General features: G+C 62.9%; 17 protein-coding genes and 1 other RNA gene. 10 read left to right on the plus strand and 8 right to left on the minus strand.

Going from position 1 to position 24,279, the window contains the following annotated elements:
- Positions 1-4: 4 nt before the first annotated feature.
- Together J8C05_RS09685 and J8C05_RS09690 are read left to right on the plus strand one after the other, a co-directional pair.
- The gene (locus J8C05_RS09685; protein ID WP_211421994.1) at positions 5-343 is read left to right on the plus strand and encodes a hypothetical protein; all 339 of its coding nucleotides are present in this window, start codon (positions 5-7) and stop codon (positions 341-343) included.
- Positions 343-2,475: a penicillin-binding protein gene (locus J8C05_RS09690; RefSeq protein ID WP_211421995.1), complete on the plus strand. Its 2,133-nt coding sequence runs from the start codon at positions 343-345 to the stop codon at positions 2,473-2,475. Before J8C05_RS09685 ends, J8C05_RS09690 begins: the two co-directional genes overlap by 1 nt.
- Positions 2,476-2,531: 56 nt before the next feature.
- On the opposite strand, the gene J8C05_RS09695 is transcribed toward J8C05_RS09690, so the two are convergent.
- Genes J8C05_RS09695 through J8C05_RS09705 form a run of 3 tightly spaced genes read right to left on the minus strand, consistent with a single transcriptional unit; the run spans position 2,532 to position 5,252 of the window.
- Positions 2,532-2,957 carry a DoxX family protein gene (locus J8C05_RS09695; RefSeq protein WP_211421996.1) on the minus strand — a complete coding sequence of 142 codons (426 nt, stop codon included), beginning with the start codon at positions 2,955-2,957 and terminating at the stop codon, positions 2,532-2,534.
- A gap of 24 nt (positions 2,958-2,981) precedes the next feature.
- Positions 2,982-4,067, minus strand: coding sequence for an SMP-30/gluconolactonase/LRE family protein (locus J8C05_RS09700; protein ID WP_246840693.1), 1,086 nt, complete (start codon positions 4,065-4,067; stop codon positions 2,982-2,984).
- Positions 4,068-4,088: 21 nt separating this feature from the next.
- Entirely contained in the window at positions 4,089-5,252 is a 1,164-nt protein-coding gene (locus J8C05_RS09705; RefSeq protein WP_211421997.1) for a 1-deoxy-D-xylulose-5-phosphate reductoisomerase, read from the minus strand.
- A 157-nt stretch (positions 5,253-5,409) separates the two neighbouring features.
- Here J8C05_RS09705 and fabD point away from each other — a divergent pair, with 157 nt between their 5' ends.
- From fabD to J8C05_RS09725, 4 genes are all read left to right on the plus strand, one after another.
- Positions 5,410-6,342 (plus strand): ACP S-malonyltransferase, encoded by a 933-nt coding sequence (gene fabD, locus J8C05_RS09710; RefSeq protein WP_014100475.1) that lies wholly within the window; start codon positions 5,410-5,412, stop codon positions 6,340-6,342.
- 130 nt (positions 6,343-6,472) lie between these two features.
- Positions 6,473-7,681, plus strand: coding sequence for a type IV pilus twitching motility protein PilT (locus tag J8C05_RS09715; RefSeq protein WP_211421998.1), 1,209 nt, complete (start codon positions 6,473-6,475; stop codon positions 7,679-7,681).
- On the plus strand, positions 7,681-8,988 hold the full coding sequence (gene chrA / locus J8C05_RS09720; RefSeq protein ID WP_211421999.1) for a chromate efflux transporter: 1,308 nt from the start codon (positions 7,681-7,683) through the stop codon (positions 8,986-8,988). The genes J8C05_RS09715 and chrA overlap by 1 nt, the downstream gene beginning before the upstream one ends.
- Before the next feature lie 157 nt (positions 8,989-9,145).
- On the plus strand, positions 9,146-12,577 hold the full coding sequence (locus J8C05_RS09725) for a two-component regulator propeller domain-containing protein (protein WP_211422000.1): 3,432 nt from the start codon (positions 9,146-9,148) through the stop codon (positions 12,575-12,577).
- Between the two features lie 46 nt (positions 12,578-12,623).
- On the opposite strand, the gene mgtE is transcribed toward J8C05_RS09725, so the two are convergent.
- From mgtE to pdxR, 3 genes are all read right to left on the minus strand, one after another.
- Positions 12,624-14,006, minus strand: a complete 1,383-nt coding sequence (gene mgtE / locus J8C05_RS09730) for a magnesium transporter (RefSeq protein ID WP_211422001.1) — start codon at positions 14,004-14,006, stop codon at positions 12,624-12,626.
- A gap of 227 nt (positions 14,007-14,233) precedes the next feature.
- Complete coding sequence (locus J8C05_RS09735; RefSeq protein WP_014100480.1) at positions 14,234-15,202, minus strand: branched-chain amino acid transaminase; 969 nt, start codon at positions 15,200-15,202, stop codon at positions 14,234-14,236.
- 112 nt (positions 15,203-15,314) lie between these two features.
- Positions 15,315-16,853 carry a MocR-like pyridoxine biosynthesis transcription factor PdxR gene (gene pdxR / locus J8C05_RS09740; protein ID WP_211422002.1) on the minus strand — a complete coding sequence of 513 codons (1,539 nt, stop codon included), beginning with the start codon at positions 16,851-16,853 and terminating at the stop codon, positions 15,315-15,317.
- 163 nt (positions 16,854-17,016) lie between these two features.
- On the opposite strand from pdxR, the gene J8C05_RS09745 reads away from it, so the two are divergent.
- The 3 genes from J8C05_RS09745 (at position 17,017) to J8C05_RS09755 (ending at position 20,428) form a co-directional block, all read left to right on the plus strand.
- Entirely contained in the window at positions 17,017-18,006 is a 990-nt protein-coding gene (locus J8C05_RS09745; RefSeq protein WP_211422003.1) for a histone deacetylase family protein, read from the plus strand.
- On the plus strand, positions 18,003-18,698 hold the full coding sequence (locus J8C05_RS09750; protein WP_211422004.1) for a hypothetical protein: 696 nt from the start codon (positions 18,003-18,005) through the stop codon (positions 18,696-18,698). Before J8C05_RS09745 ends, J8C05_RS09750 begins: the two co-directional genes overlap by 4 nt.
- Before the next feature lie 68 nt (positions 18,699-18,766).
- On the plus strand, positions 18,767-20,428 hold the full coding sequence (locus tag J8C05_RS09755; protein WP_211422005.1) for a hypothetical protein: 1,662 nt from the start codon (positions 18,767-18,769) through the stop codon (positions 20,426-20,428).
- 119 nt (positions 20,429-20,547) lie between these two features.
- On the opposite strand, the gene glnA is transcribed toward J8C05_RS09755, so the two are convergent.
- Together glnA and glsA are read right to left on the minus strand one after the other, a co-directional pair.
- The gene (glnA, locus tag J8C05_RS09760) at positions 20,548-21,957 is read right to left on the minus strand and encodes a type I glutamate--ammonia ligase (protein ID WP_211422006.1); all 1,410 of its coding nucleotides are present in this window, start codon (positions 21,955-21,957) and stop codon (positions 20,548-20,550) included.
- Positions 21,958-22,065: 108 nt separating this feature from the next.
- Positions 22,066-23,166 (minus strand): glutaminase A, encoded by a 1,101-nt coding sequence (glsA, locus tag J8C05_RS09765; RefSeq protein WP_211422007.1) that lies wholly within the window; start codon positions 23,164-23,166, stop codon positions 22,066-22,068.
- A 910-nt stretch (positions 23,167-24,076) separates the two neighbouring features.
- On the opposite strand from glsA, the gene ssrS reads away from it, so the two are divergent.
- Positions 24,077-24,254: non-coding RNA, 6S RNA (gene ssrS, locus J8C05_RS15770), on the plus strand.
- The last annotated feature ends 25 nt before the right edge of the window (positions 24,255-24,279 follow it).

Consider the following 24,279-nt stretch of genomic DNA (forward strand, 5'->3'; position numbering starts at 1 on the left):
TCGTATGTCTCACTATCGCTACGTTTCCCCGGTCGCCAACCGGCCGCGCCGCCCCTCTCTCGACTGGCGGCTGTTTTTCCGGTGGTCAACGGTAGGGATCATCGGGCTGGTGCTGGCCGCAGGTTTTGGCTTCGCGGCCTGGCAGCAGTTGGAAGCCCTACGCCTGAGTTACGAAACCGACCAGTTACGCAAACAACTCGACGAACTGACCCGTGAACGGCAACGGCTCGAAATTGAGCGGCAGCGTAAGCTTTCGCCGTTGCTGCTCAGCGGCACCACCCGCGCCCACAACTTTTCCCCGCCACGGCCAAGCCAGACCGTCCGCGTGGAGGTGCGTCGCTGATGCCGACGGGTCGGGCCCTGACGACACGCATTGCCGCGCCAATCCGCAACGCCCCAACGCCCATGACGCGCCGGCGGCGGGTTTCGGCCGCCGACCGCCCGGCAGCGACGGTGGACTGGAGCATGCTCACCATCGGCGGGCTGCTCGTCCTCTGGATGCTCATTGTCATCGGGCGACTCGTGCAACTCCAGGTCTATCAGGCCGAAACGCTGCGTGAAAAAGCCGAGCAGCAGCAGCAGAAAACCTTCAGGACAACGCCCGCCCGCGGCACCATTCTCGACCGCCAGGGCCGTGAACTCGCGACGAGCCTCAAGGTCGCTTCGGTGTATGTGGCCCCGCAGAATATCCGTCCCGAAGAAGACCGGCGGAAACTGGCGGCCACGCTGGCAGCCGTTCTGGGGCTGGATGCGGACAAGGTGCTGGAAAAGCTCACCAGCAAGCGGCCCTTCGTGGCCCTGAAGCGTAAAGTCAGCCCGGAAGAGGAAAAGGCCATCCAGAACCTGGGGCTGCCGGGCGTTGAACTCGTGACCGAAATGCAGCGCCATTACCCCCAGGGACTGGTCGGCGCATCGGTCATCGGTTTTGTCGGCCTCAGCGAGGATGAAGTGGAAGAACGCGGCAAAGCCGGCGTCGAACGGGCGTTCGAGCAGCATCTTCTGGGCCGTCCCGGACGGGTCATCGTCGAACAGGACGCGCGCCGCAAGGTGTTCAACGTTCTCGAAACCGCCCCCGAAGTCGGGCAAAGCCTGATCCTGACGCTCGATGCCCAGATACAGTTTGAAGTCGAACGTATCCTGACCGAAGCCCTCCGGGAACAGGGGGGCAAGGGAGGGGCGATTGCCGTTCTCGAACCGGCGACGGGCGAAGTCCTGGCGCTGGCCTCTTCCTTTGGCGACCCGCTCCACGAACCACCCCGAGACGCCGAGGCGCTGCTGCGCCGGTATCGCAACCGGGCCGTGATGGACCACTACGAACCCGGCTCGGTCTTCAAAATCGTCACCTACGCCGGGGCCTTCGAGGAAAAGCTCCTGACGCGCCAGCAGAAGATTGACTGCCAGGGCGGGTCCATCCAGATGAATGGCCACACCATTCTCGACGGCGGGCGCTACGGGGCGCTGACGGCCGAAGAAGCCTTTGCGAAATCCTCGAACGTGGCTGCCATCAAAACCGGCCTCCGGCTGGGACGCGACCGGCTGCTGCGCTACGTCGAACGGTTTGGCTTCGGGCAGCCAACCGAAGTCGGTCTGGCCGGCGAAACACCGGGCGGGGTCGGCCAGTTGAGCGATGCCCTGCTGGGCGCGGTGCCCATGGGCTACAGCGTCAATGTGACGCCGCTTCAGTTGTGCGCCGCCGCAGCCACGATTGCCAATGGCGGCGTCTGGGTTCAGCCCCACGTGGCCCGGCGCATCGTCTCGACGACCGGGGATGTGCTGCTCGACATCAAGCCGCGCACCCGCCGCGTGGTCAGCCGCGAAACCGCCCGCGAGATGACCGACCTGATGCGGGCCGTGGTCGAACGTGGCACGGGCAAACGGGCGTCCGTGCGCGGTTACACGACCGCCGGCAAAACGGGGACGGCCAAAAAAGTCGAACGTGGACGTTACTCCGAAACGCGCTATGTTGCCTCGTTCGTCGGCTTTGCGCCGGCAACCCGCCCGGCGCTGGCGATTGCCGTCATGATCGATGAGCCACCCTACGGACGCCACCACGGAGGGGATGCCGCCGCTCCGGTCTTTGCCCGCGTCGTGGAAACCCTGCTGCCGCTGCTCAAGATACCGCCCGACACCTCACCGGAGGTGGACCCGGCCTGGGCCGCCGGAGCGCCGCTTCCCCGCGAAGCCACTCCCGACGGCGAGGCGGCAGACCGCCCGGCGCCGCTACCACGCCCCACGACACAGGCAACGGTTCTGGCTGCGCCCCCGAACCCGGAAACGACTTCCGTCGTCACGGTCGGCGACGCCCGGCGGATGCCCGACCTGCGCGGACTCAGCCTGCGGGCGGCCCTGATGGCGTGTGCCAAGGCAGGTGTCCGGCTGGAAGCCACCGGATTCGGCATCGTACGGACGCAGTCCATCCCCCCCGGCACACTGATTACGGAGGGCATGGTCTGTCAGGCCATGCTTGACCACTAGGCGTTTTCGCCGACAACGCGCCGCACCGCGCCCGGACGCGGGCGTAAAGGCGCGGGTCAGTTCACCTTGGATGACCTGGAAAGCCGGGCATCGAGCGACCACGCGCCCGCGCCCGAAAGCAGCAACGACAGCGCGCCCAGCATCAGCACGAGCGGATATTCCTGCTTGTTGAAGCCATCGTTGGCATGGGCGATGAAAGCGGCGACACCCATCGTAAAAGCCACGAACACAGCGGCCCAGCGCGTCGCCAGACCGAGCACGAGCGCCAGCCCGCCCAAAAACTCGGCGGCAATGGCCGCCCACCCGAAGACCGTCGGCAGCGGAAATCCCAGCTTTTCGACAAAACCGATGAACCGGCCCGGATCGCCAAAGAGTTTTTGCGAACCGTGAATGACCATCGCGCCGCCAACAGCCAGGCGCAGCAGAAAGGGACCGCCGGCTGAGAGCCGGTCAAGCCACGGCAGCCAGAGCAGGTTTTTCACGTCATCTCCCCATCCGGTTGGAATTCACTTTGGTTGTTCGAGGGGAAAGACACCGATGCCCTTGTCTTCCAGACTGCCCAGGTAGAGCTGCCCCGCGTGCTCGACCACGTTGGTGACGGGCGCAAAGGCCGTGGGCGCCGGGTCCTGCAAGTTTCGGATGACTTCCCCCCGGTCGTTGATGCCAAGGACGAAACCGTAGTGGTCGGGCTTCGGCTGAAAGGTGCGCGGCAACCGCACCACCATTTTCCGCCAGAAGGGCTGTGGCAGCAGACGGTCAAGCACGGGGTTGCGCCGGGCAAAGAGTGCCACCCAGAACACGCCGTTCTGGCCCGTTGAAACGCCGTCGGGAAAGCCCGGCAGATTCTCGATGAGCGGCTCAACCTGGCCGCGCCGCTCGCCGGCCAGCCAGTAGCGCAGCAGCCGGTACTTGGCCGTCTCGGCCACCACCAGAAACTGCTGGTCAGGACTGATGGCGACGCCATTGGCAAAGTACAGGTTGTCGAGCACGACGCGCGTCGTCTTCGTTGCCGGCTCATAGGCCAGCAGGCGTCCGTTGGGGCGGTGCTCCAGGAAGTCCAGACGGTATTCAGGCTGGCCGAACTTCCACGAAGCATCGGTGAAATAGATGGTTCCGTCAGCGGCAATGTCGAGATCGTCGGTAAACCGGAAGGGCTTGCCGCCAGCTTCCGTGCTGAGTACCGACACCGTGCCGTCGGGGGCGATGTCCAGCAGGCCGCGAAAGCAGTCCGCCACGATCAGGTGGCCGCGCTGGTCAAACTTCAGGCCCAGCGGCCGCCCACCCGTGGAAGCGAACCGTTCCGGCGTCCCTCCCTCGACCGGCAGGCGGTAGATGGTGCCATCCTTCGCGCCGGCATAGAGACGCCCATCGGGGCCGACCGCCACATCTTCCGACCCAACAATGACCTCGGCCCCAAGTCGGGCCACTCCAGCCAACGCCTGGTTGACGGCATAGACCCCTTCCAGCTTTGGAGCCGGCGGCGGCGTCCATGCGGCGGCATCAATCCCGACCGGGTAAAAGAGCAGGTAGAGAACGCCCAGCAGCACGATGCTGGCGCAGGCGAGGATGAGATTCCCAACTTTCACAGGCACTCCTTTTCACTTCATTCCCGGCTACCGGCCAAGGGCGGTAATCATCTGCTGCGCTTCACGCCGGGCCCAGGCATCCGCTGCCAACACAGCTTCAAGGGACGTGGTGGATTGTCCATCGTGCCGGGCCAGCGTGGTCTCGATGACGTAGGGAATATCCACGAACCGGATGCGTTCTTCGAGAAAGGCTGCCACGGCTTCTTCGTTGGCGGCATTGAGTGCGGCCGGGAACGTACCGCCGGCGCGCAAGGCTTCGTAGGCCAGCCGCAGGCACGGAAACTTCACCGGGTCCGGCGGATAAAACTCCAGCCTGGCCACGGCCGTCAGGTCGAGCCGTTCAACCGGCGCCGGCCGGCGTTCCGGGTAAGTCAGGGCGTACTGGATCGGATGCCGCATATCGGCCACGCCCAACTGCGCCATCGTTGAGCCATCCACAAAAGCCACGAGCGAATGCACGACCGACTGCGGATGAATGACGACTTCGATCTGCTCCGGCGGCAGGTCATACAGCCACCGGGCCTCGATGACTTCCAGCCCCTTGTTCATCAGGGTGGCGGAATCAATGGTGATTTTGCGCCCCATTGTCCAGGTTGGATGCCGCAGCGCCTCCGCCAGGGTAATCCGGGGAAAGTCCTCCACCGGCAGCGTCCGAAAGGGGCCGCCGCTGGCCGTCAGCACAAGGCGGTACACTTCCGTGCGGGCGTTGCCCCGCAGGCACTGGTGCAGGGCGTTGTGTTCGCTGTCCACCGGCAGGACTTCCGCCTGACATTCCCGCGCCCGGCGCATCATGAGTTCGCCGGCCATGACGAGCGGTTCCTTGTTGGCAATGCACACGCGGCGGCCCAGCTCAATGGCGCGCAACGTCGGGAGCAGGCCGCGTCCGCCGACCACGGCCGACATCACCACGGCGGCCGCCGGGTGGGTGGCCACAGCCACCATCCCTTCCACACCAACGGCAATGTCACCCGTCCAGTCCGGCGCAACGAGTTGCCGAAGCTGCTGCGCGGCAGCCTCATCCGCCACGGCAACAAGCTGTGGACGGTAGCGCCGGATTTGTTCAGCCAGGCGTTCGACATTCCGCCCGGCGGCGAGCGCCACGACCGTAAAGCGGGGCGCCAGGTGCTCGACGACATCAAGCGTGTTGCAACCAATCGAACCCGTCGAGCCGAGAATGGCCAGTCCTGTCATGAGCTGTTTCCAGAAACAAAAAAGTGCGCTGCCGGCGCATCCGTGCTTGACGCGAGTCTATCGGTTCCGAAAACGTATGCAACCACAAAGCCTGAGTCTGCTTTAGCGTTGATGACCGCTTCCGGTGAACCGGTCCGGCGCGGATGGATGTTTCACTATGCTGGCTTTTCTTTTTCCCGGACAGGCATCGCAGTACGTCGGCATGGGGCGCGACCTCGCCGCCGCGTTTCCCGAAGCCCGTGAAACCTTCCAGGAAGCCGATGATGCCCTGGGATTTGCCCTCAGTACCCTGTGCTTTGAAGGACCCGAAGCCGAACTCAACCTCACGGCCAACACCCAACCGGCCGTGCTGACCCACGCCGTAGCCACCTGGCGCGTCCTGCGCCGGCAGGGCTTTGCCCCCGGCATCGTCGCCGGGCATTCCCTGGGGGAATACAGCGCCCTTGTCGCGGCTGGTGTGCTCGACTTTGCCGATGCCGTCCGGGTGGTGCGGCGACGCGGACAGTACATGCAGGAAGCCGTTGCGCCGGGGGTGGGGGCCATGGCGGCCGTTCTCAAGCTGGACGCCCAGACCGTCACGGCGCTGTGCGCCGAAGCTGAGCAGGACGGCGAGCTGTGCCGCCCGGCCAACTTCAATGCCCCGCAGCAGACGGTCATTGCCGGCCATCGTCCGGCGGTGGAACGCGCTACCGGGCTGGTCCGGGCACGCAAGGGCCGGGCCATTGAGCTTCCCGTCAGTGCGCCGTTTCACTGCCCGCTGATGAAACCGGCGGAAGAAAAACTGGCGCGGGATTTGGCCGAGCTGACCTTTCACCCGCCACAGTGTGCCGTGGTGGCCAACGTCAATGCCCAGCCGACGACGGAAGCCGAGACGGTGCGGGCAAACCTCATTGCGCAGGTCTGCGCGCCGGTGCAGTGGGTCGCGTCGGTTCAGACCCTCGTTGCCCAGGGGACGACGACTTTTGTCGAAGTCGGACCCAAAACAGTACTCACCGGGCTGGTACGGCAAATCGTGCCCGAAGCCGTCACTTTCCAGGTGGAGTCCCCACAGACCCTCGAAACCTTCGTAGCCGGGATGCGCCTGCCTTGACAAAACGCCGGCTTGTGCAACAGTCAGCAGCAGCCCTGCCAGGTACTTGCCCCAAACGACCCGATGGCTTCCGTTCCGCTGTCACGATGTGCGTGTTCGTTATCACCTTGCGTTGACGGGATGACTGCTTATGGACAAAAAAATCCTTGACCGCATTCTCACCATGGCCGTCAAAAGCGGCGTCTCCGACATTCACTTTCAGGCCGGGAGCGTTCCCCTGTTCCGCTACAACGGGACGTTGATGGATGTCAAATATGATGTTCTGACGCCACAGGACACGGAACTCATCGCCCAGATTCTGCTCAAAAACGACCGCCTGCACGCCTACGATGAGTTCGTCGAAAAGGATGTGTCCTACGGCGTTGAAAACGCCGGCCGCTTCCGGGCCAATATCTTCAAGCAACGCAACAGCTTTGCCATCGTGTTGCGCGCCATTTCCATCGAAGCCCGTACGCTTGAGCAACTGAACCTGCCGCCGACGCTGGCGCACATTGCCGACCTGGGCCGCGGCCTCGTCCTTGTGACCGGGGCCACGGGCAATGGCAAGTCCACCACCATGTCGGCCATGATCGAGCACATCAACCGGACGCGCAAACTCCACATCATCACGATTGAGGACCCGATTGAGTTTCTCTACAAAAACGACCGCAGCATCATCACGCAGCGCGAAATCGGGCAGGATACCCGCTCGTTCCCGGAAGCCCTGCACGCGGCCCTGCGCCAGGACCCGGATGTGATTCTGGTTGGGGAAATTCGGGATGCCGTCACCTTCGACACAGCCCTGCGCGCAGCCGAAACCGGGCATCTCGTCTTCAGCGCCATTCACACGACCGATACCCAGAAAACGATTTCCCGCGTCCTGGGCTTCTATCCGCCGGAAGAACAGGCCGTGGCGCGGGCCCGGCTGGCCGACAACCTGGCGGCCGTTATTTCGCTGCGCCTGTTGCCGATGGCGAACCAGCAGGGGCGCATTCCGGCCGTCGAAATTCTGCGCATGTCGAGCGCCGTCCAGGAATGCCTGCGCAATCCCGAAAAGCTCAACGATCTTGGGTTCGTCATTGCCCGCAGCCGTGAGTACGGCATGATGACCTTTGACCAGCACCTTGTGGAGCTGTGCAAAGCGGGCAAAATCACGCCGGAAGTGGCCCGCGCCGCTGCGACCAACCGCCTTGAGTTTGACAAGGCGATGGCCGCTGAACGGGCAGCCGCCCCGCCGGCTGCGGAAGCTGCGCCGGCCGCGACCAGCCCGCCTCCCGCAACCGAACATTCGGAAGCCAAAGCTGAAGAAGCCAAATCCGGGACGGATGACGGCGCGGGCAAAACCTATTCGTTTGCCTGATGGCCGCCGCACCTGAAGCCGAAGCGACCGGGCCGGACACTGGGCCGGCCGTTGGGCCGGACATCGGGCCGGATACCAGTCTGCAGGCCGAACCGCGCCCCACCCTGCGCCAGTTGGGTGGGGATTGTCTTTTGCTCGGCGCGACGGCCTTCGGTGGCGGGGCCATGATCAGTCTGCTTCAGGATCGGTTCACGCAGCGCCGCCGGTGGCTCCGTGACCGGGAGTTTCTCGAAGCGGCAACGCTGGCGCAGAGTCTGCCGGGCGCCATTGCCACGAACACGGTGGCGTTTGTGGGCTACCGGCTGCACGGTCCCGTTGGCGCGCTGGTGAGCATGGCGCTCTATGCCCTGCCGTCCTTCGTGCTCATGCTCGTCTTGGCCGCGCTCTACGGGTATCTCCGGGACATTCCTTCTGCGACGGCCGTCCTGACAGGACTCAACGCCGCAGCCTCCGGGCTGGTGGCGGTGACGGCCGTGCGCCTGGGACGGCAAGCCGTCACCACACAATGGCAGTGGTTTCAGGCGGCTGCCGTCTTTGGACTGGCCGTATCCTTTCCGGCGCTGACGCTGTATCTCATCCTGCTGTCGCTCCTTGGTGGATTGTTCGGGGCGGCCCGGCAGCGCCGGACGGATGCCCCACCGGACACCACCGCGCCCCTTCAGGCGCCGTTGCCCCTTCGCCGCCACCTGTTCCTGGCTCTGGGGCTGGGTCTTCTTGTGACCGGCATGGGGCTTGGCAGCGGCTTCATCACCGAGCCATTCCTCCGGCGGCTCGTACAGCTTGCCATGGTCACGCTCAAGGTCGGGGGGCTGACCTTTGGCGGCGGCTTCGTCATCATTCCATTGCTGGGGCATGAAGTTGTGGACGTACACCACTGGCTGACATCAAAGGAAGTGTCCGACGCGGCGGCGCTGGGACTGTTGACGCCGGGGCCATTCGTCATTGCCGCCACCTTTATCGGCTACCGGGTGGCGGGGCTGGCCGGAGCAGCCGTAGCGACCCTGGGCATCTTCGGCTTACCCCTGTGGTTGGTCGTCATCGTTGCCGGGGCCGTCGAACGCTTCCGGCAGAATGCTCTGGTACAGGGGGCGTTGCGCGGTGTGATGCCTACCGGCGTGGCATTGCTCGCGGCAGCAGCCGTCACCATCGGAAAGGGCGCCTACACGCCTGCCCTTTACACGTGGGTGCTTGCTCCCGGTCTGGGCCTGACCAGCGCCTGGCTGGCCGGACGTCACCACACCAACCCGATGTTCATTCTCTTTGGTGGCGCTCTGGCCGGACTGGCCGGCCAGTGGCTGTTTGCTTAGCCAGTTCCCATCCGGCATCGCCTGGAAACACGGTTGAAGCGTCGAACGCGGTGCAGTAACCTTATTTCTGTCATTGAAAGCGTTTCTGCGGTGGCTTCAACCGGGTCAGCTTGATTCAACCAAAGGTGCTTTCGATTCCGCTGCCCCGCCGCCGCCTATGCCCGCGCTTGCTTGGACCTTCATCCTGATCATCCTCTGGTGGAATGTCGCTTCCTGGCCGGCGCCGGGCACGCCGGCCCGCAACCCAACCTCGGCCGGTGTTGTCTTTGAGCAGTTCACGCAAGATCAGGGGCTTTCCAACAATGGCATCACCTGCCTGCTTCAGGACCGGCGCGGCTTCCTGTGGATTGGGACGGAAGACGGACTCAATCGCTACGACGGCTACGGCTTCAAGGTCTATCGCCACCGCCCTGACGACCCCAACAGCCTGCCCGCAAACTTCATCCGGGCGCTGGCGCAGGGCCCGGATGGGACGCTGTGGATGGCCACTGATGGGTGCGGGCTGTGCCGTTACGATGCCTGGACGGATCACTTCGTAAGCTATGCCCTCACACTTTCCCCAAAGGAACGCTATTTCAGCAGCATCGAAGTCAGCCAGGATGGGTTGGTGTGGTTGGGTGGCAATGACGGCCTCGTTTGCTTTGATCCCCAAACCAACGTCAGCGCCGTATATCCTCTCTGGCGTGACCTTCACCTGCGGTCGCCCGCCACGTATGTTTCAAGCACCCTCGAAATTGCCCCGGACCGCTTTCTGGTAGGCAGCAATCACGGCATCCTGCTGTTTGACCGGCAGACCAGACGGTTTTCCGTCGTCCTGGCCGCGCCTCCGCCCCTGCAAAAAGGAGATATTGTACTGCTTCAGTTTTCCGGCCATGTTGTCGGGCGACTCCTGGACGGTCGCATCTGCGTTGGCTTCATCAACTGGGCACTGTTTCTGCTCGATCCACAAACGTTGCGGATCACCCAGGGATACGACCTGGAAGGACGCCCGCTCACCGGCGAAGACCGGGCGCTGCCACTGCCACATGACGTCTCACGGCATGGCAAGGCCGTGTTTCTGGATCAGTCCGGGAGTGTCTGGATTTTCAAACGCTTCTCGGCTCCCAGGCGGCTGGACCTCGCCACGGGTGAGTTGACCTTCATCCAGAACACAGTCCCTTCGGGCACATTCAAAGCCCAGGAACCCATGGTGATGATGCAGGCTCGCTCCGGGGTCTTCTGGTTTGGCGACCGCATCAACGGTCTGCTGAAGTTCTCTCCGATACGCAACCGGTTTGAAACCTATCGCCACCACCCGTTTGACGACCAATCACTCGTCAGCAGCTACACCCGTGGCATCCTGGAAGACAGCCGCGGCCGGCTCTGGGTCTGCTCGCAGTTTGGCGGTATCAGCCGGCTGGACCGGCGCACCGGGCAGGTGGAACGCTACAACGTCCGCTTTACCCAACCTGACAAGCGTCCATCCGAAGCGGTCTTTACCATCTGCGAAGACCGACACCAGGTGCTGTGGGTTGGAACGGAATACGGACTCTACATCCTGAACCCGGAACAACGCCGTCTTCAGCCAGCCCCACTGCCGCAACTGCCAATCCTCGCCACCCAGGCCCTTTGTGAAGACCACCGGGGCCACCTCTGGATTGGCATGGCGGGTCGGTTGTTTGAGGTCTCACCCGATCACAGGACCGTCACTGACCAGACGAAAGCCTTCGGCCTCACACCTTTGCCACTCCCGCCGGACGCCGTGGGGGATGACGTACAGTGCTTCTACGAAGACCGGCGTGACCATCATCTCTGGATTGGCGTCATTTACGGGGCGGTGCGTTATGACCCGGTGCACAAAACCCACCAAACATACCGCATCGAGCGCAAGCCGGCCTACGGCGTCCCTTATGTCACAGGGTTTGCGGAAGGGATGGACGGCACGCTGTGGATGGTGACCAAGGGTGCCGGGCTGTGCCGCTTCGACCCACAGCGCGAGACATTCACCCACATCACCGAAGAACAGGGACTGCCACACAACAACTGCTACGCCATGTTGCCCGACACCGATGGGACGTTCTGGCTCAGCAGCGACGCGGGACTGTCACACGTTGATCCGCAGCGCCTGACCTTTCGCACTTACACCGTGGATGACGGCCTGCAAGGGCGCGAATTCAACCGCTTTTCGGCCTTTCAGAATGCCCGTGGCGAAATGTTTTTTGGCGGCACGCAGGGCCTCACCATCTTTCATCCGTCCCACGTGAAAGATGACCGGTCGCTGCCGCCGGTCGTGCTCACCAAAGTCAGCATCAACGGCCAGCCACAACCTGCCATTGAAGTGAGCCGCCTTACACTCAATCACGACCAGAATGCCTTGGAAGTGAGCTTTGCCGCCCTGGATTTCCACGCTCCCCAAAACAACCGGTATCAGTATCGGCTGGAAGGGTTTGACCGGAACTGGCGCGACGCCGGTACACGGCACGAAGCGACCTACACGAACCTTCCCGCCGGACACTACACCTTTCACGTCAAGGCGGTGAATCACGATGGTGTGTGGAATGCCGGGACCGTGCTGTTGCAGATGGTGATCCGCCCGCCGTGGTGGCAGACCTGGCCGGCGTACCTGTGCTTTGCTCTGGCTGGAACGCTGGTTTTGTATGGTGGCCTCCGCTGGCGGCTGCGCCAGTTGACGGCCCGGACGCAGGCGCTGGAAGCCACCGTGGCGGAGCGCACGCAGGAAGTTCTCCGCAAAAACGAGGAACTCATTGCGCGCAATGTGGACATCGCCGCCAGCAAACGCGAGATTGAAATCCAGCAGCGCAACTTTCTGGAGAGTCTGACCTACGCGCAGATCATCCAGCGGTCCACCCTCCCCACCAGTGCTGAAATCCAGCGGTTGCTTGGCGAGCACTTCATCCTCTGGAAGCCCAAGGACATCGTTTCTGGGGACTTTTACTGGGTTCACCGGCACCACGACCTTGTCATCTTTGTGGTGGCTGACTGCACAGGTCATGGCGTGCCGGGGGCGTTTATGTCCATGATCGGCAACGACCTGCTGGGGAACATCGTCACCGAGCGGCAGGTACTCGACCCGGCTGAGCTGCTCCAGCAGCTTCATCATGGCGTCAGCCGCGCTCTCAAACAGCAGGACGACACCGGACTTCCCGACGGCATGGAAGCATCGGCGTGCCGACTGGACCTGACGACGGCCACAGTGACTTTTGCCGGGGCGCGGCAATCGCTGTATGTCGTGGCCGACGGAGCGCTGGCCGAAATCAAAGGCGACCGGCACGCGATTGGCGGCCGGCAGTCCCGGCGGCAGGCGCGGGTTTTCACCAACCACAATGTGGACCTGACGCCCAACACCATGCTGTATCTGGCTACCGATGGCTTTGCCGACCAACCCGACCCCCAAGGGCAGAAATTCAGAACCCGTCGCCTACGGGAGTTGCTGGTCAAGGTGGCTGACCTGCCGCTGCCGGAGCAGCAAAAGCGTTTGGAAATCGAGCTGGCCGCTCACATGGGTTCGGAACCACAGCGCGATGACATCACCCTCGTGGGTGTGCGGTGGGTTCCACACCACCACGCTGCGCAAAACGGTGAGGCATAGCACTGGAAGCTGAGCGGCTGGAAGCCGGTTTCCGGGAGTTCCCGCTTCACACGCCGAGCAGCCAGCGCGCGGTGAAGAAGTAAATCAGCAGTCCCGTGATGTCCACGACGGTCGTGAGCGCCGGACTGGCGACCACGGCCGGGTCAAGCTTCAGGCGTGCGGCCGTCAGTGGCAGCAGCGCCCCGATGAGCGTTGCCGTCACCACCTGCATCGAGAGCGCCAGACTGATGACGAGCGCAATGCTGCCCAAGGAAAACCCAGGTGGAATCTCAGCGCCCTGCGAAAGCCACATGACCTTGGCCCAGGCCAGAATCCCCAGCACTGCCGCCAGAAACACACTGACTTGCAGTTCCTTGAGCAACACCCGCCAAACGTCCCGGGGCGAGATTTCACGCAGCGCCAGCGCGCGCACGACCACCGTTGCCGACTGGCTGCCCGTATTGCCGCCGGTATCCGCCACCATCGGCATGTAGAGCGCCAGAATGATGACCTGCGTCAATGTGGCTTCAAACTCGTGGATGATGATGCCCGACACCAGTCCCAGCGCCGCCAGCCCGACGAGCCATCCCACCCGATGCTGCACATGTTTCCAGAAGGGCGTTCGCAGGTAGCCATCCGTGCCGGTGCTGCCGGTAATGGCCATGAAGCGGCGCATGTCTTCCGTGTGCTCCTGGGTAATGATGTCAATGGCGTCGTCGTGCGTGATGATGCCGACCAGCGCCCCGTCGTCATTGACAATGGGGAGCGCAATGAGGTCGTACTTCTGAATGATGCGGGCAGCGTCTTCCTGGTCATCGCTGGTCTTCGCCGAGATGACATCCTCGTGCATGATGTCGCGCACGGTGGCGTCCCGGCGGGCCAGGATCAGGTCTTTGAGCGAGACGAAGCCGAGCAGCCTGCGATCGTTGTCCACCACATAGGAGTAATAAATTGTTTCCTTGTCGGGCGCGACCTCGCGCAAACGTTCGATGGCGGCGGCTACCGTCAAATCCGGCGACAGCGTGGCGTAATCCGAAGTCATCACGGCGCCGGCCGTGCCGTCTTCATAGTTGGTCAGGCGGCGAATGTCTTCCCGTTCGGCCTCGGCCAGTGCTGGCAGGACGGCGTCGCGGGATTCCTCCGGCAGACGACGAAACAGATCGGCCCGGTCATCAGGCGGCATATCGGAAAGCAGCCGCGCCATGTCGGCGCGGGGCAGCGTCCCGACCATGTCCACCTGCAGATTGGGTTCCAGATGGCTGAAAATCTCCGTCCGCAGGACAGGATCAATATCGCGCAGCACCTCCCACACCGCCTTGGGTTCGAGCGCCGAAAGCGCCTCGGCCGCAGCAGCCGGATGGCTTTTCTCACACAGATGACGCAGTGCGCCGTTGGAACCAGGCGCAACTTCCTGGCTGGTGGAAGGACGGGCGGCTGGTTGGCGTTTCACCGGAGCACACCTCGACAGGCAGGATGGTGCGAAGCCGGTGGTCTATCCAGGGAAGACCACACAAAAGGCGGAAGTATGCGCCTTTGTGGTGCGGAGCGTCAAGCCGTCCTGGCCTGACCGGTGATTTTACCCTGATGGGCATCACCACCGGCCAGGCAGCGGCAAAACGGTAACGATTTCAGCCGCCATAGCAGCCAGGTCCGTGGCAGGGCCTTGTGAATGGGCGTTCAATCACCAAACCCGGCCAGACAGGCGGTATCTTCGACATACGAGGAAGCCATCTGGCACGGCAGCAACCAGTGGCGGTAGTGCGGCACCCGTCCGCGTACCACATCGGCATACAGCGCCTGCAGGCGGCGCGTCACCGGCCCGGACTGTCCGTTGCCAATGGGACGGCGATCCACCGCGCCGATGGCGGCAATCTGCGCCCCTGTCCCGCAGAAAAAGATTTCATCGGCAATGTAGAGTTCCGAGCGGTCAATGGGACGGAACTCGGTTTCGATCCCCAGCTCCCACCGCGCCAGTTCCACGACCGTATGGCGCGTGATGCCTTCCAGAATGTCAGCATAGACCGGGGTTGTCACCAGCCTGCCACCGCGCAGGATGAACAGGTTCATCGCCGCCCCTTCCGCCACCTTGCCGGCGGCATTCAGGACGATGGCTTCGTCGTAGCCGTTGTCGCGGGCTTCGGTGGCGGCCAGAGCCGAGTTGACATACGCCCCGCAGATTTTCCCCCGCGCCGGAATGGCGTTGTCTTCAAGGCGTCGCCAGGAAGAAACGCCCACGGACAGGGGACGGGAAGTATCCACGTAGTCGCGCATCGGCACGACAAACATGGTGAAGTCTTCGCCAGGGGAGAGTTTCGTGCCGATTTGACGCGCGGTTTTATAGACCAGCGGGCGGATATAGACATCCTCACGGTAGCCGTTGCGACGCACCAGCTCCGCCGTCAGCTCGCATAGTCCATCCGCGTCATAGGGCAGGCTCATTTTGAGCAGGGAAGCATTCTGGATGAGACGTATGAAGTGTTCCCGGGGGCGAAACAGGTACATTTCCTCGTCGTCCCCGTTCCAGTAGCCACGAATACCTTCAAAAACGGCGGTGCCGTAGTTGAACGCATGCGTCATGACGTTGATGTTGGCTTCGGCCAGCGGCACGAAGCGTCCTTCAAAAAAGGCAATTTCACGATGGCGCATGAGGTGTCATCTCCCTTGAATAAGGACTCTCTCAACCAACTTACACGCCCGACCGTCACATCGGAGCCAAAAAGTCATGACGCACGTAATTGCGCATAAACACTGCGCCGCACTACACAAGCGGCACGGTCTGGCTGTGAAAACGCTCGGCCGTACGCCCGGTCGCACGCCCCAGCATGGCTTTGGCCGTCGTACCAATAACGCGCATGCCGCGCTCGATCTGTTCGAGCGTGACATGACCGTAACTGAGCCGGAGCGTGTTCCGCTTCGGGTTGTCGCTGTAAAACAACCGCCCGCGACTGAACACCACCCCCTGCTGGCGTACCTGATAGAGCAGTTCCGTCGCATCCAGGGACGGCGGCAGTGTCACCCACAGGAACAGCCCCCCGGCCGGCTGTGTCCACACGGTTTCAGCCGGAAAGTCCTCCGCCAGCCGCCGCAGCATCAGATCGCGGCGCGCCCGGTAAATCGGACGGATTTTCTCCAGGTGCGCTTCATATCGCTTGCGGCGGCAAAAATCCCACAGGGCGGCCTGCAGCAGTGGCGAGGTTGTGATGTCGTTGTTCTGCTTGAAGGCGGTCAGACGGGCAATCACCGGACGCGCCGCCGCACACCACCCGATGCGCAGCCCCGGAAGCAGACTCTTGGAGAAGTTGCTGACGTAGATGACGTGCTCGGTGTCGTCCAGCGCCTTGAGATGCGGTAAGGCATCGCCGTCAAACCGCAGGTGTGAACCGTAGTCATCTTCGACAATCGGCAGGTTGTGCTCCCGCGCCAGTGCCAGCAGGCGGCGGCGGCGCTCCCAGCTCAGACAGGCCCCCGTCGGATTCTGAAAACTCGGCACGACATAGACCAGCTTGGGACGCTGCACCTTGAGCACGTTTTCCAGCACGTCCACACACAGCCCGTCTTCATCCACCGGAATGGGCAGCAGACGGGCGCCGGCCAGGGCAAAGGCCGTCATCGCGCCCGGATAGGTCGGATTCTCAATGGCCACGGCGTCGCCCGGCGAAATCAGGGCGCGGGCAATCAAATCCAGCGCCTGCTGCGACCCGCTGGTGACGATGATGTTTTCAGCCGTGACCTCGGAGCCGCTTTCGCGCATGCGCTGGGCAAGGTATTCACGCAGCCGCTCGTACCCGGCCACCGGCCCGTAGCGATAGATTTCATCCCCCAGCGTCCGCTCGGCAAAATGGAGTGAGTTGCGGAACTCGCGCGTCGGAAACGACGCCGCATCGGGAAATGACCCGGAAAAGGAGATAACGTCGCGCAGCGTGCTGACCTGATAGAGATCGAGCAGCGATTCAACCACCGGACTTTGCGCCCGTTCGGAAAACATCCCTTCCCAGACCATCTTGCGCGCCGGAGTCCGCCGCGCCGCGCGCTCATCAAGCCGGGCCACTTCCGCCAGCTTCTGCCGGGCGACGAATGTTCCCCGTCCGACAAACGATTCCACCACGCCATCGGCCAGCAACTCGTCGTATGCCATGGCGACCGTACTGCGATTGACCCCAAGCTGCCGCGCCCATTCGCGTGTGGCCGGCAGACGCGCGCCCGGCGCAAGCCGGCCCTCCCGGATGGCATCCAGAACCGCCTGCTTGATTTGCAGGTACACCGGCGTTCGGGAATGATGGTCAAGCGGAACGTGCATGCCGTGGCAACCAGTGGGGGACGCGAAAGGCTGGATTGATTTTTGGCGCTTGGTACACCATCTTATGCCGGAGCAGCGTGAAGGAAACAGCCATTTCACATTTTTATCCCAGCCATTTTCGCCGACCGGAAACCGTCAGACCGGGAGTGGAGGTGCAACAACGATGTCGCAGACGTGGCTTTTTGCTCCCCCAACCCATGCCAACCACGTCACAGGAACCCATCACCCCGAAACCGCGGCCCGCACGACCCGCATCATCCGCGCCCTTGAGCAGGACGTACACGTGCAGACCGCCTGCCGGTGGGGGACACCACGCCCGGCGACAACCGACGAACTGGCGCGGGTTCATACGCCAGACCACCTGGCACGGGTCGCCGAAGCCGGCCGGGCAGCGCAGGCGCGGCAGCAACTCGTGGCGCTCGACCCGGATACGGTTATGTCGGCCGGGTCATACGAAGCCGCTGGTGACGCAGCCGGGGCCGTCCTGGCCGCCGTTGAGGCCATCCACCAGGGAAAGGCCCGGCGGGCCTTTGTAGTCGCGCGCCCACCGGGACATCACGCCACCCCGAACCGGGCAATGGGCTTTTGCCTGTTCAACAATGTGGCGGTTGGCGCACGGCATGCCCAACATCTGGGCTTTCAGCGGGTTCTCATCGTGGACTGGGACGTGCACCACGGCAACGGCACGCAGGACATCTTCTATGCCGACCCGTCGGTATTCTTTTTTTCCATCCACCAGTTTCCGCACTATCCCGGTACGGGAAGCCAGTGGGAACGTGGCGTCGGTCCGGGCGAAGGTTTTACGCTCAACGTTCCACTACGCGCCGGAACGCCGGCTGCCGCGTATCTGGAAGCCTTTGAAGCCGGGTTGGAAACCATTACCAGTCACTTTCACCCCGACTTTGTGTTCATTTCGGCCGGTTTTGATGCCCACGCCGCCGATCCGCTCGGCAACCTGAACCTGACCGACCGGGATTTCGTGCGGATGACGCATCTGGTCAACAAAGTGGCTGACCGCTTCAGCGCCGGGCGGCTCGTGTCGGTGCTGGAAGGGGGCTACAATCTGGACACCCTGCCCCAAACGGTTTGTCACCATGTGGCGGCGCTGGCCGGCGTGGCGGAAGAGGCGCCGGCAGCCGGGGAAGAACCATGACACGCTCTGTCATCGCCAAGCGCCTGTCCAGACGACGCCGTTACGTCAAGGGAAACGGCCAACGCCCGACTGGTGGCAGACGGCCCCCGCTGGCACGGGCGCTGGCCCAGTTGCGGCGCATCAAGCAGCGTTTTGCGCGCTACATCGGGAAAACTTACGGGCATCTGGCGGCCGACTGTGCGACCTGCCCGACACCCTGCTGCGCCGACGCCCAGTTTGTCAACGTCCACATTGTACGGCTCGAAGCCAAAGCCATGCTGGCCACCCTTCAGCACAGCCCCAAGTATGGCCCGGCCAAAGTACGGGAAGTGCTTGCCCGGGCGGCCGACGCCATAGCGCGCTATGGGCTGACCGAAACCGGTGACACCTTCGGGCAGACTTACGCATGTCCACTCTTTGAGCCGGGCGTGGGCTGTCTTGTCCACTGGAAGGCCAAACCGGCGGCCTGTATTCAGCACGGGTGCTATGAACGCTGGGAAGACCTGCCGGAGACAGGCACGCAACGGCGCGTCGAACGCCAGGTGGCGGCTTTGGATGCGGCTGTCCACGGCGCACCTTCCACCTGGCTGCCCATTCCGCTGTGGTTGCTCAGGGCAGCCGATGAGGCGGATGAAAGCCTTGATTTCCGGGACGAAGCCGAGCCCCCGCCCCGCGTACAAACAGCACGCGAGGGCTTTGCCAGCCTGGATTGACCGCGTAAGATGCTTGGCCAAAAGGCAAGCCAGCTTGCCAAACGGAGAGGCCAAGCAGAGAGGGCGTCATGCCACCCACGGTCTGGTGCGCACAGCATGCCGTGCGCTTCCCTTTCAATCCGGGATCAGATGAGCAGACCTGTCCGGCCGGACACAGCGTACGGCTCGAAGGCGTGGTGGGCTACTGTCCAACCTGTGACATGCAGTGGGACGTGCGTGAAGTCGAACAGCCGGAAACCTGTCCCTACTGCCAGACAGGCAATGTCCGGCGGCATCTCTGCCACACCTGCCAGCGGCTGACCTACCTGCCCCCTGAGTCGGCAGATACCACCTGCCAGGGTTGTGGGACGCCCTTTGCCCAGACAGTGCTTCCCCATGCGTGTCGCGTTCTGCGGGCAGAAGTTGTGACCGGTCGGCAGGTGTGCCCGGCCTGCCAGGAATCCATCCGGCAACGGGCACCTGCGCCGACGACCAAACAGAGCACAAACGGAGTGACGCCAGCCGCCGTACCGGCGGCCGTACCGGCGGCGGCATCGGAGACCGGTGCAGAACCGACGGCCGGGACGGCCGAAGATACCGGGGGCATCCGGCTCACCGGACCTGTCCGGGTGCGGGCATTGCACGCCACCTATGGCTCCCGCCTCGTGCGCGTTCACTTCGACTACAACCGGCGCCGCTTTTTCCGCAACGAGAAAGGGCTGTTTTTTGCCTGCGGCGTCGGCGCTCCGCCGACGCACTACCACATCATTCCGAGTTGGTCGCGTTTTGGCGTCGCGGGTGATTTCGTCCACTGGTTTTCGGAGATATTCGACTGCCCGCAACCAAAAGGCGGAGACATCTGGGTTCATGCGCCGGCGGTGGCGGACGCCGAAGGAACCCTGCTCCACAAAGGACTTCTGGAGATTGACCGCCCGCCGGAAGCCGTCCTGTTGCCCCAGCCACAGTTGCACCATGCACCCGTTGAACCGGAAGCTCCGGCCCGGTATTTCCCTTCGCCGGCGCCACCGATGACTGCCGGTGTGCCGGTCAGTTCGGTCGTGGATGTGACTCCCGCAACGGTTGCTCAGCCCCAGCCGGCAGCCATGAATACCAGACAGCCGGCCGGCGCACCGGTCAGCCGGCAGCCCCGGCCGGCAAGGTGGCGATGGGTGCTCGCCGGGCTTTTCCTGCTCTTTGTCGCCGTCGGTGTCGGGCTGGCGATCTACTTTGTGGCACTTGCCCCTTACCGACCGGCAAACCCAACCGTGAACGGCGGGAATCCAGCGCCAGTTCCTCGTCCAAATCAGCCGCAGACGACAGACCAGACCAATCAGCAGGCCATCCTGGTTGCCCTGGAAGGGCTGACGCTCGCCTTCAACGGGCAACTGACAGAGACCTACGCCACCTATTTTGACCGTACGCTGCGCCCGTATGGCGATCGCCGTGAAGCCCCGGCCAGGCAGGTCGTGGATGACCTGCAAAAGCTGGCCGAAACCTACACCGTGACGATGACGCACGAGAATCCGCAGGTGGCAGTTGACGCCCAGGGTACTCAGGCGACGGTCACGGTCAACCGCCTGCTGAGCGGCCGTCACCGGCAAACCGGCCAGCTTGTGAAAGATACCCAGCGTGTGACCTACCGCTTTGCCAAAAAGGGAACGAACTGGATCATCACCGGCATCAGCCACCCGGCCGTTTTCCCATCTGCCACGGCCACGCCAAAGCGTACACCTGGCACCTCCCAACGCTGAACCATCGGCGACAGATGCCAGCCACCGCGCCCAATCGCTGAAAAGCAACCGCCGGCGCATCGGATTTCCGACACACCGACGGCGGCTGGGGTTGCGCGGGTAAGACTTACCCCCTTGGGCTATACGTCGAAGTACAGTTGAAACTCAATCGGGTGCGGACGCAGGCGCAGGGCTTCGACTTCGCGCTTGCGCTTGTACTCGATGTGGCGCGTAATCAGCTCCCTGGTGAAGACACCGCCGGCAAGCAGGAACTCGTGGTCGGCTTCGAGCGCCGCCAGAGCTTCTTCAAGCGAAGCCGGAAGACGCGGAATGTGCAGTTTTTCCGCTTCGTCCATGTCGTAGATGTCTTTTTCGAGCGGCTCGCCGGGATGAATTTTGTTCAGGATGCCATCGAGTCCGGCCATCAGCATGGCGGACATGGCGAGATATGGGTTGCAGCTTGGGTCGGGTGGGCGAAACTCCAGGCGCTTGGTCTTGGGATTTTTCGAGAAGACCGGAATCCGAATCGCCGCCGAGCGGTTGCGTGCCGAGTACGCCAGATTGACCGGGGCTTCATAGCCCGGCACCAGCCGCTTGTAGCTGTTGGTGGTCGGGGCGGCAAAGGCAATGACGGCCGGGGCGTGCTTGAGCAGGCCGCCAATGTAGTAGAGCGCCATTTCCGACAGGTCGGCATACTGGTCGCCGCCAAACAGCGGCTGCCCGTCTTTCCACAGCGACTGATGGCAGTGCATCCCGGAGCCATTGTCGCCATAGAGGGGCTTGGGCATGAACGTCACCGACTTGCCGTACTGGAGGGCGGTGTTCCGCACGATGTACTTGAACAGCATCAGGTTATCGGCGGTCGTCAGCATCGAGGCAAACCGGAAGTCAATTTCGCACTGGCCGCCGGAAGCCACCTCGTGGTGGTGACATTCGGGGGAGATGCCAACCGCTTCCAGGTTGAGGGCGATTTCAGAGCGCAAATCCTGCAGGGAGTCGAAGGGCGGAACCGGCACGTAGCCTTCCTTGGTCCGAATCCGAAAGCCCAGGTTTTCGTCAGGGTTATCGCTTGTCCAGTTGCCTTCGCCGCTCTCAAAGCGGAAAAACGCATGGTGCGGCTCGTTGAGAAAACTCACGTGGTCGAAGACGAAAAACTCAGCTTCCGGGCCGAAGTAGGCCACGTCCGCCAGACCGGTTGAGCGGAGATAGGCTTCGGCGCGCTCGGCTACGGAGCGTGGGTCGTAGGTGTACCCCTCGTGCGTCAGGGGTTCGACGACATCGGCGAAAAGACAGAGGGTTGGTTCCTCGAAAAAGGGGTCAATCCAGAACCGCGACGGGTCTGGAACAAGCAGCATGTCGCTTTCGCTGATGTTGGCCCAGCCCCGAATGCTCGACGCATCAAAGCCGAAGCCTTCGGTAAAGCTGTCTTCCGTCAGTTGTGAGATGGGGAAGGAAATGTGCTGCCAGGAGCCTGGGAGGTCGGTGAAACGCAGGTCAACGAACTTCACGCCTTCGTCATTGGCGAAGTTCAGGACGGATTTGGGATCCATGTGGATACCTTTCGCGGTGAAAGACTCAGCACGATATGCAGCCTGCCGCCGTGGGGGAGCAGCGGCCAGGGTTCAAAAATCTTCAGGCCGGATGGAAAGTGGCACAGGTCACGCAACACGGTGCGGCTCCGGCGGATGGGATGCCGTATGACCATTGCGCGCATCGGCTGTCCGGGCGGGGTGTTCCAGGTGGACTTCGTGGGCAGCCGCCGATGAGGGCAGAGTAAAGGCCAGATCAAAGATATGTGCGCCAAAGGCCTGCACAATCCCTTCGCAAACCTTGATGGCCCGGACGCTGTTGCCACGTTCGTCGAGCAGCGGCGAGAACACACCAATCCCAAATCGCCCCGGAACGACCGCCAGCAGCCCACCGCCAACCCCGCTTTTGGCCGGCAGGCCCACGCGATAGGCCCATTCGCCAGCATAGTCATACAAACCACAGGTGAACATGACACTGAGAATGTCCCGGACATACTCGGCAGCGATGGCGCGTTCGCCCGTCAGCGGATTGACGCCCCGGTTGGCCAGCGTAGCGCCCATCACGGCCAGATCACGGCAGGAGACCATCAACGAACACTGCTGAAAGTATAAATCCAGGGCCTCGTCCACGTTGCCGTCAATCATACCGAAGTTGAGCATCAGGTGCGCAATGGCGCGATTGCGGTGGCCGGTCGTCCGCTCGGACATAAACACTGACATGTCGGCAAAGATGCCGTGGCCCGTGTAGCGTTGGAACAGATCGAGCAGGCGGTTGAGCTTGTCGGTCGGGTCGGTTCCCTTGATGATGCTCGTCATGGCGATAGCGCCGGCATTGACGAGCGGGTTGTGCGGACGCTTGGAACGCTCATCGAGCTTGATGATGGAGTTGAAGGCATCGCCCGTCGGCTCGACGCCCACCCGGGTCCGAACATAGTCACGGCCGTGGTCTTCGAGCGCCAGTCCATAGACAAAGGGCTTTGAGATGGACTGGATGGTGAACAGGTAGTCGTAGTCCCCCACCTCGAAGATTTGCCCATCCACGGTGGCGATGCAGATGCCGAACAGGTCCGGCGACACCTTGGCCAACTGCGGGATGTAGTCGGCTACCCGACCGTCCTGAAGGGATTTGTATTTCAGGTGCAAGTCGTTGAGAACAGAAAGGATACGCAACCGTTCAGCACTTTGGCGAACGGACACGGCTTCGGCTGAAACGTTGACTTGAAGGCTCATCAGAAAACTCCACCGAGAACAAGAACATAACCCCGGACCGGTTTCAACCCACGGAGCGGAGGCTTGCCCGATCCATCCCCTGCCGTGTTGGCAGCGATGGATTCAGCCTGGCCCCGTCCTTCGCCCAAGCCCAATCTAACGCATAATTCCAGTGCCGGGGAAAGCGTATCCCATCCCGCCCCCCGGCGCATAGCGACGCCGGGAATTGTCGCGTAGTGACGGACCGCCTGGGAGCGCGGGCATCCTGCCCGCATGGGGGTATGGGGCGACCGTGATCCGTGGGTTGAAACCCATCGTGGGTGAACCCACGATCCCGTGGGTTGAAACCCACGGCTAAATTCATCCGTCGCTACGCGACGGCGGAATTCCAACCTGGCGGTGTGGGGATTGCCCATACGCAATGATGCCGATTTTGGGATGCCCGTGACCGTGGGACGGAATCCGTGGACGTGGGCGTTGGTCGTGGGTTGCAACCGCATGTTTGTCGCGTAGCGGCAACAGAATTTTGCCGTGGGTTTCAACCCACGGATCGTGTCGCCCACCAATCGTTCCCGTCGCGTCAGCGACGGCTGAACCCCATCGTGGATGTCCCGATTCGTGGTGTATCCGTACGATGGCGCCCGCATTCCCATGCGGGCGGGAAATTGTGTCGTTCCGGTGATATTCATCCGTCGCTACGCGACGGGGTGTGGGGGGTGTCGCGCTCCGTGGATTGAAACCCACGGCTAAATTCATCCGTCGCTACGCGACGATGCATAAGGTGCAAACCTACAATGGGTTTCAACCCACGGTCGCTTGCCCCCACACACACCCATGCGGGCGGGACGCCTGCGCTCCCAGGCCCTTCCCCCCGGAGTCCAAACGGCTTGCCCCACATCCCGCCTTCGCCTATCGTCGCAGGTGGTCGTCGTCCGTTCTATGCCGTACGTGCTGGGCGCCAGTGTTTGGGCCGATGCCGTTTGAACGGGAAGCTGCGGCCTTCACTTTGGGGCAAGACGCCACGGGCGCCGTGCGATGAAGTGAAGCCAGGCTGCCCACCTGTCCATGCAGGTTCAAACGACGCGCCACGACGGCGGTGATGGTTGGCGACGACCCCCTTTGGCATCTCCCTCG

It is taken from the genome of Chloracidobacterium sp. N (genome assembly GCF_018304765.1).
GTDB classification, from domain to species: domain Bacteria; phylum Acidobacteriota; class Blastocatellia; order Chloracidobacteriales; family Chloracidobacteriaceae; genus Chloracidobacterium; species Chloracidobacterium aggregatum.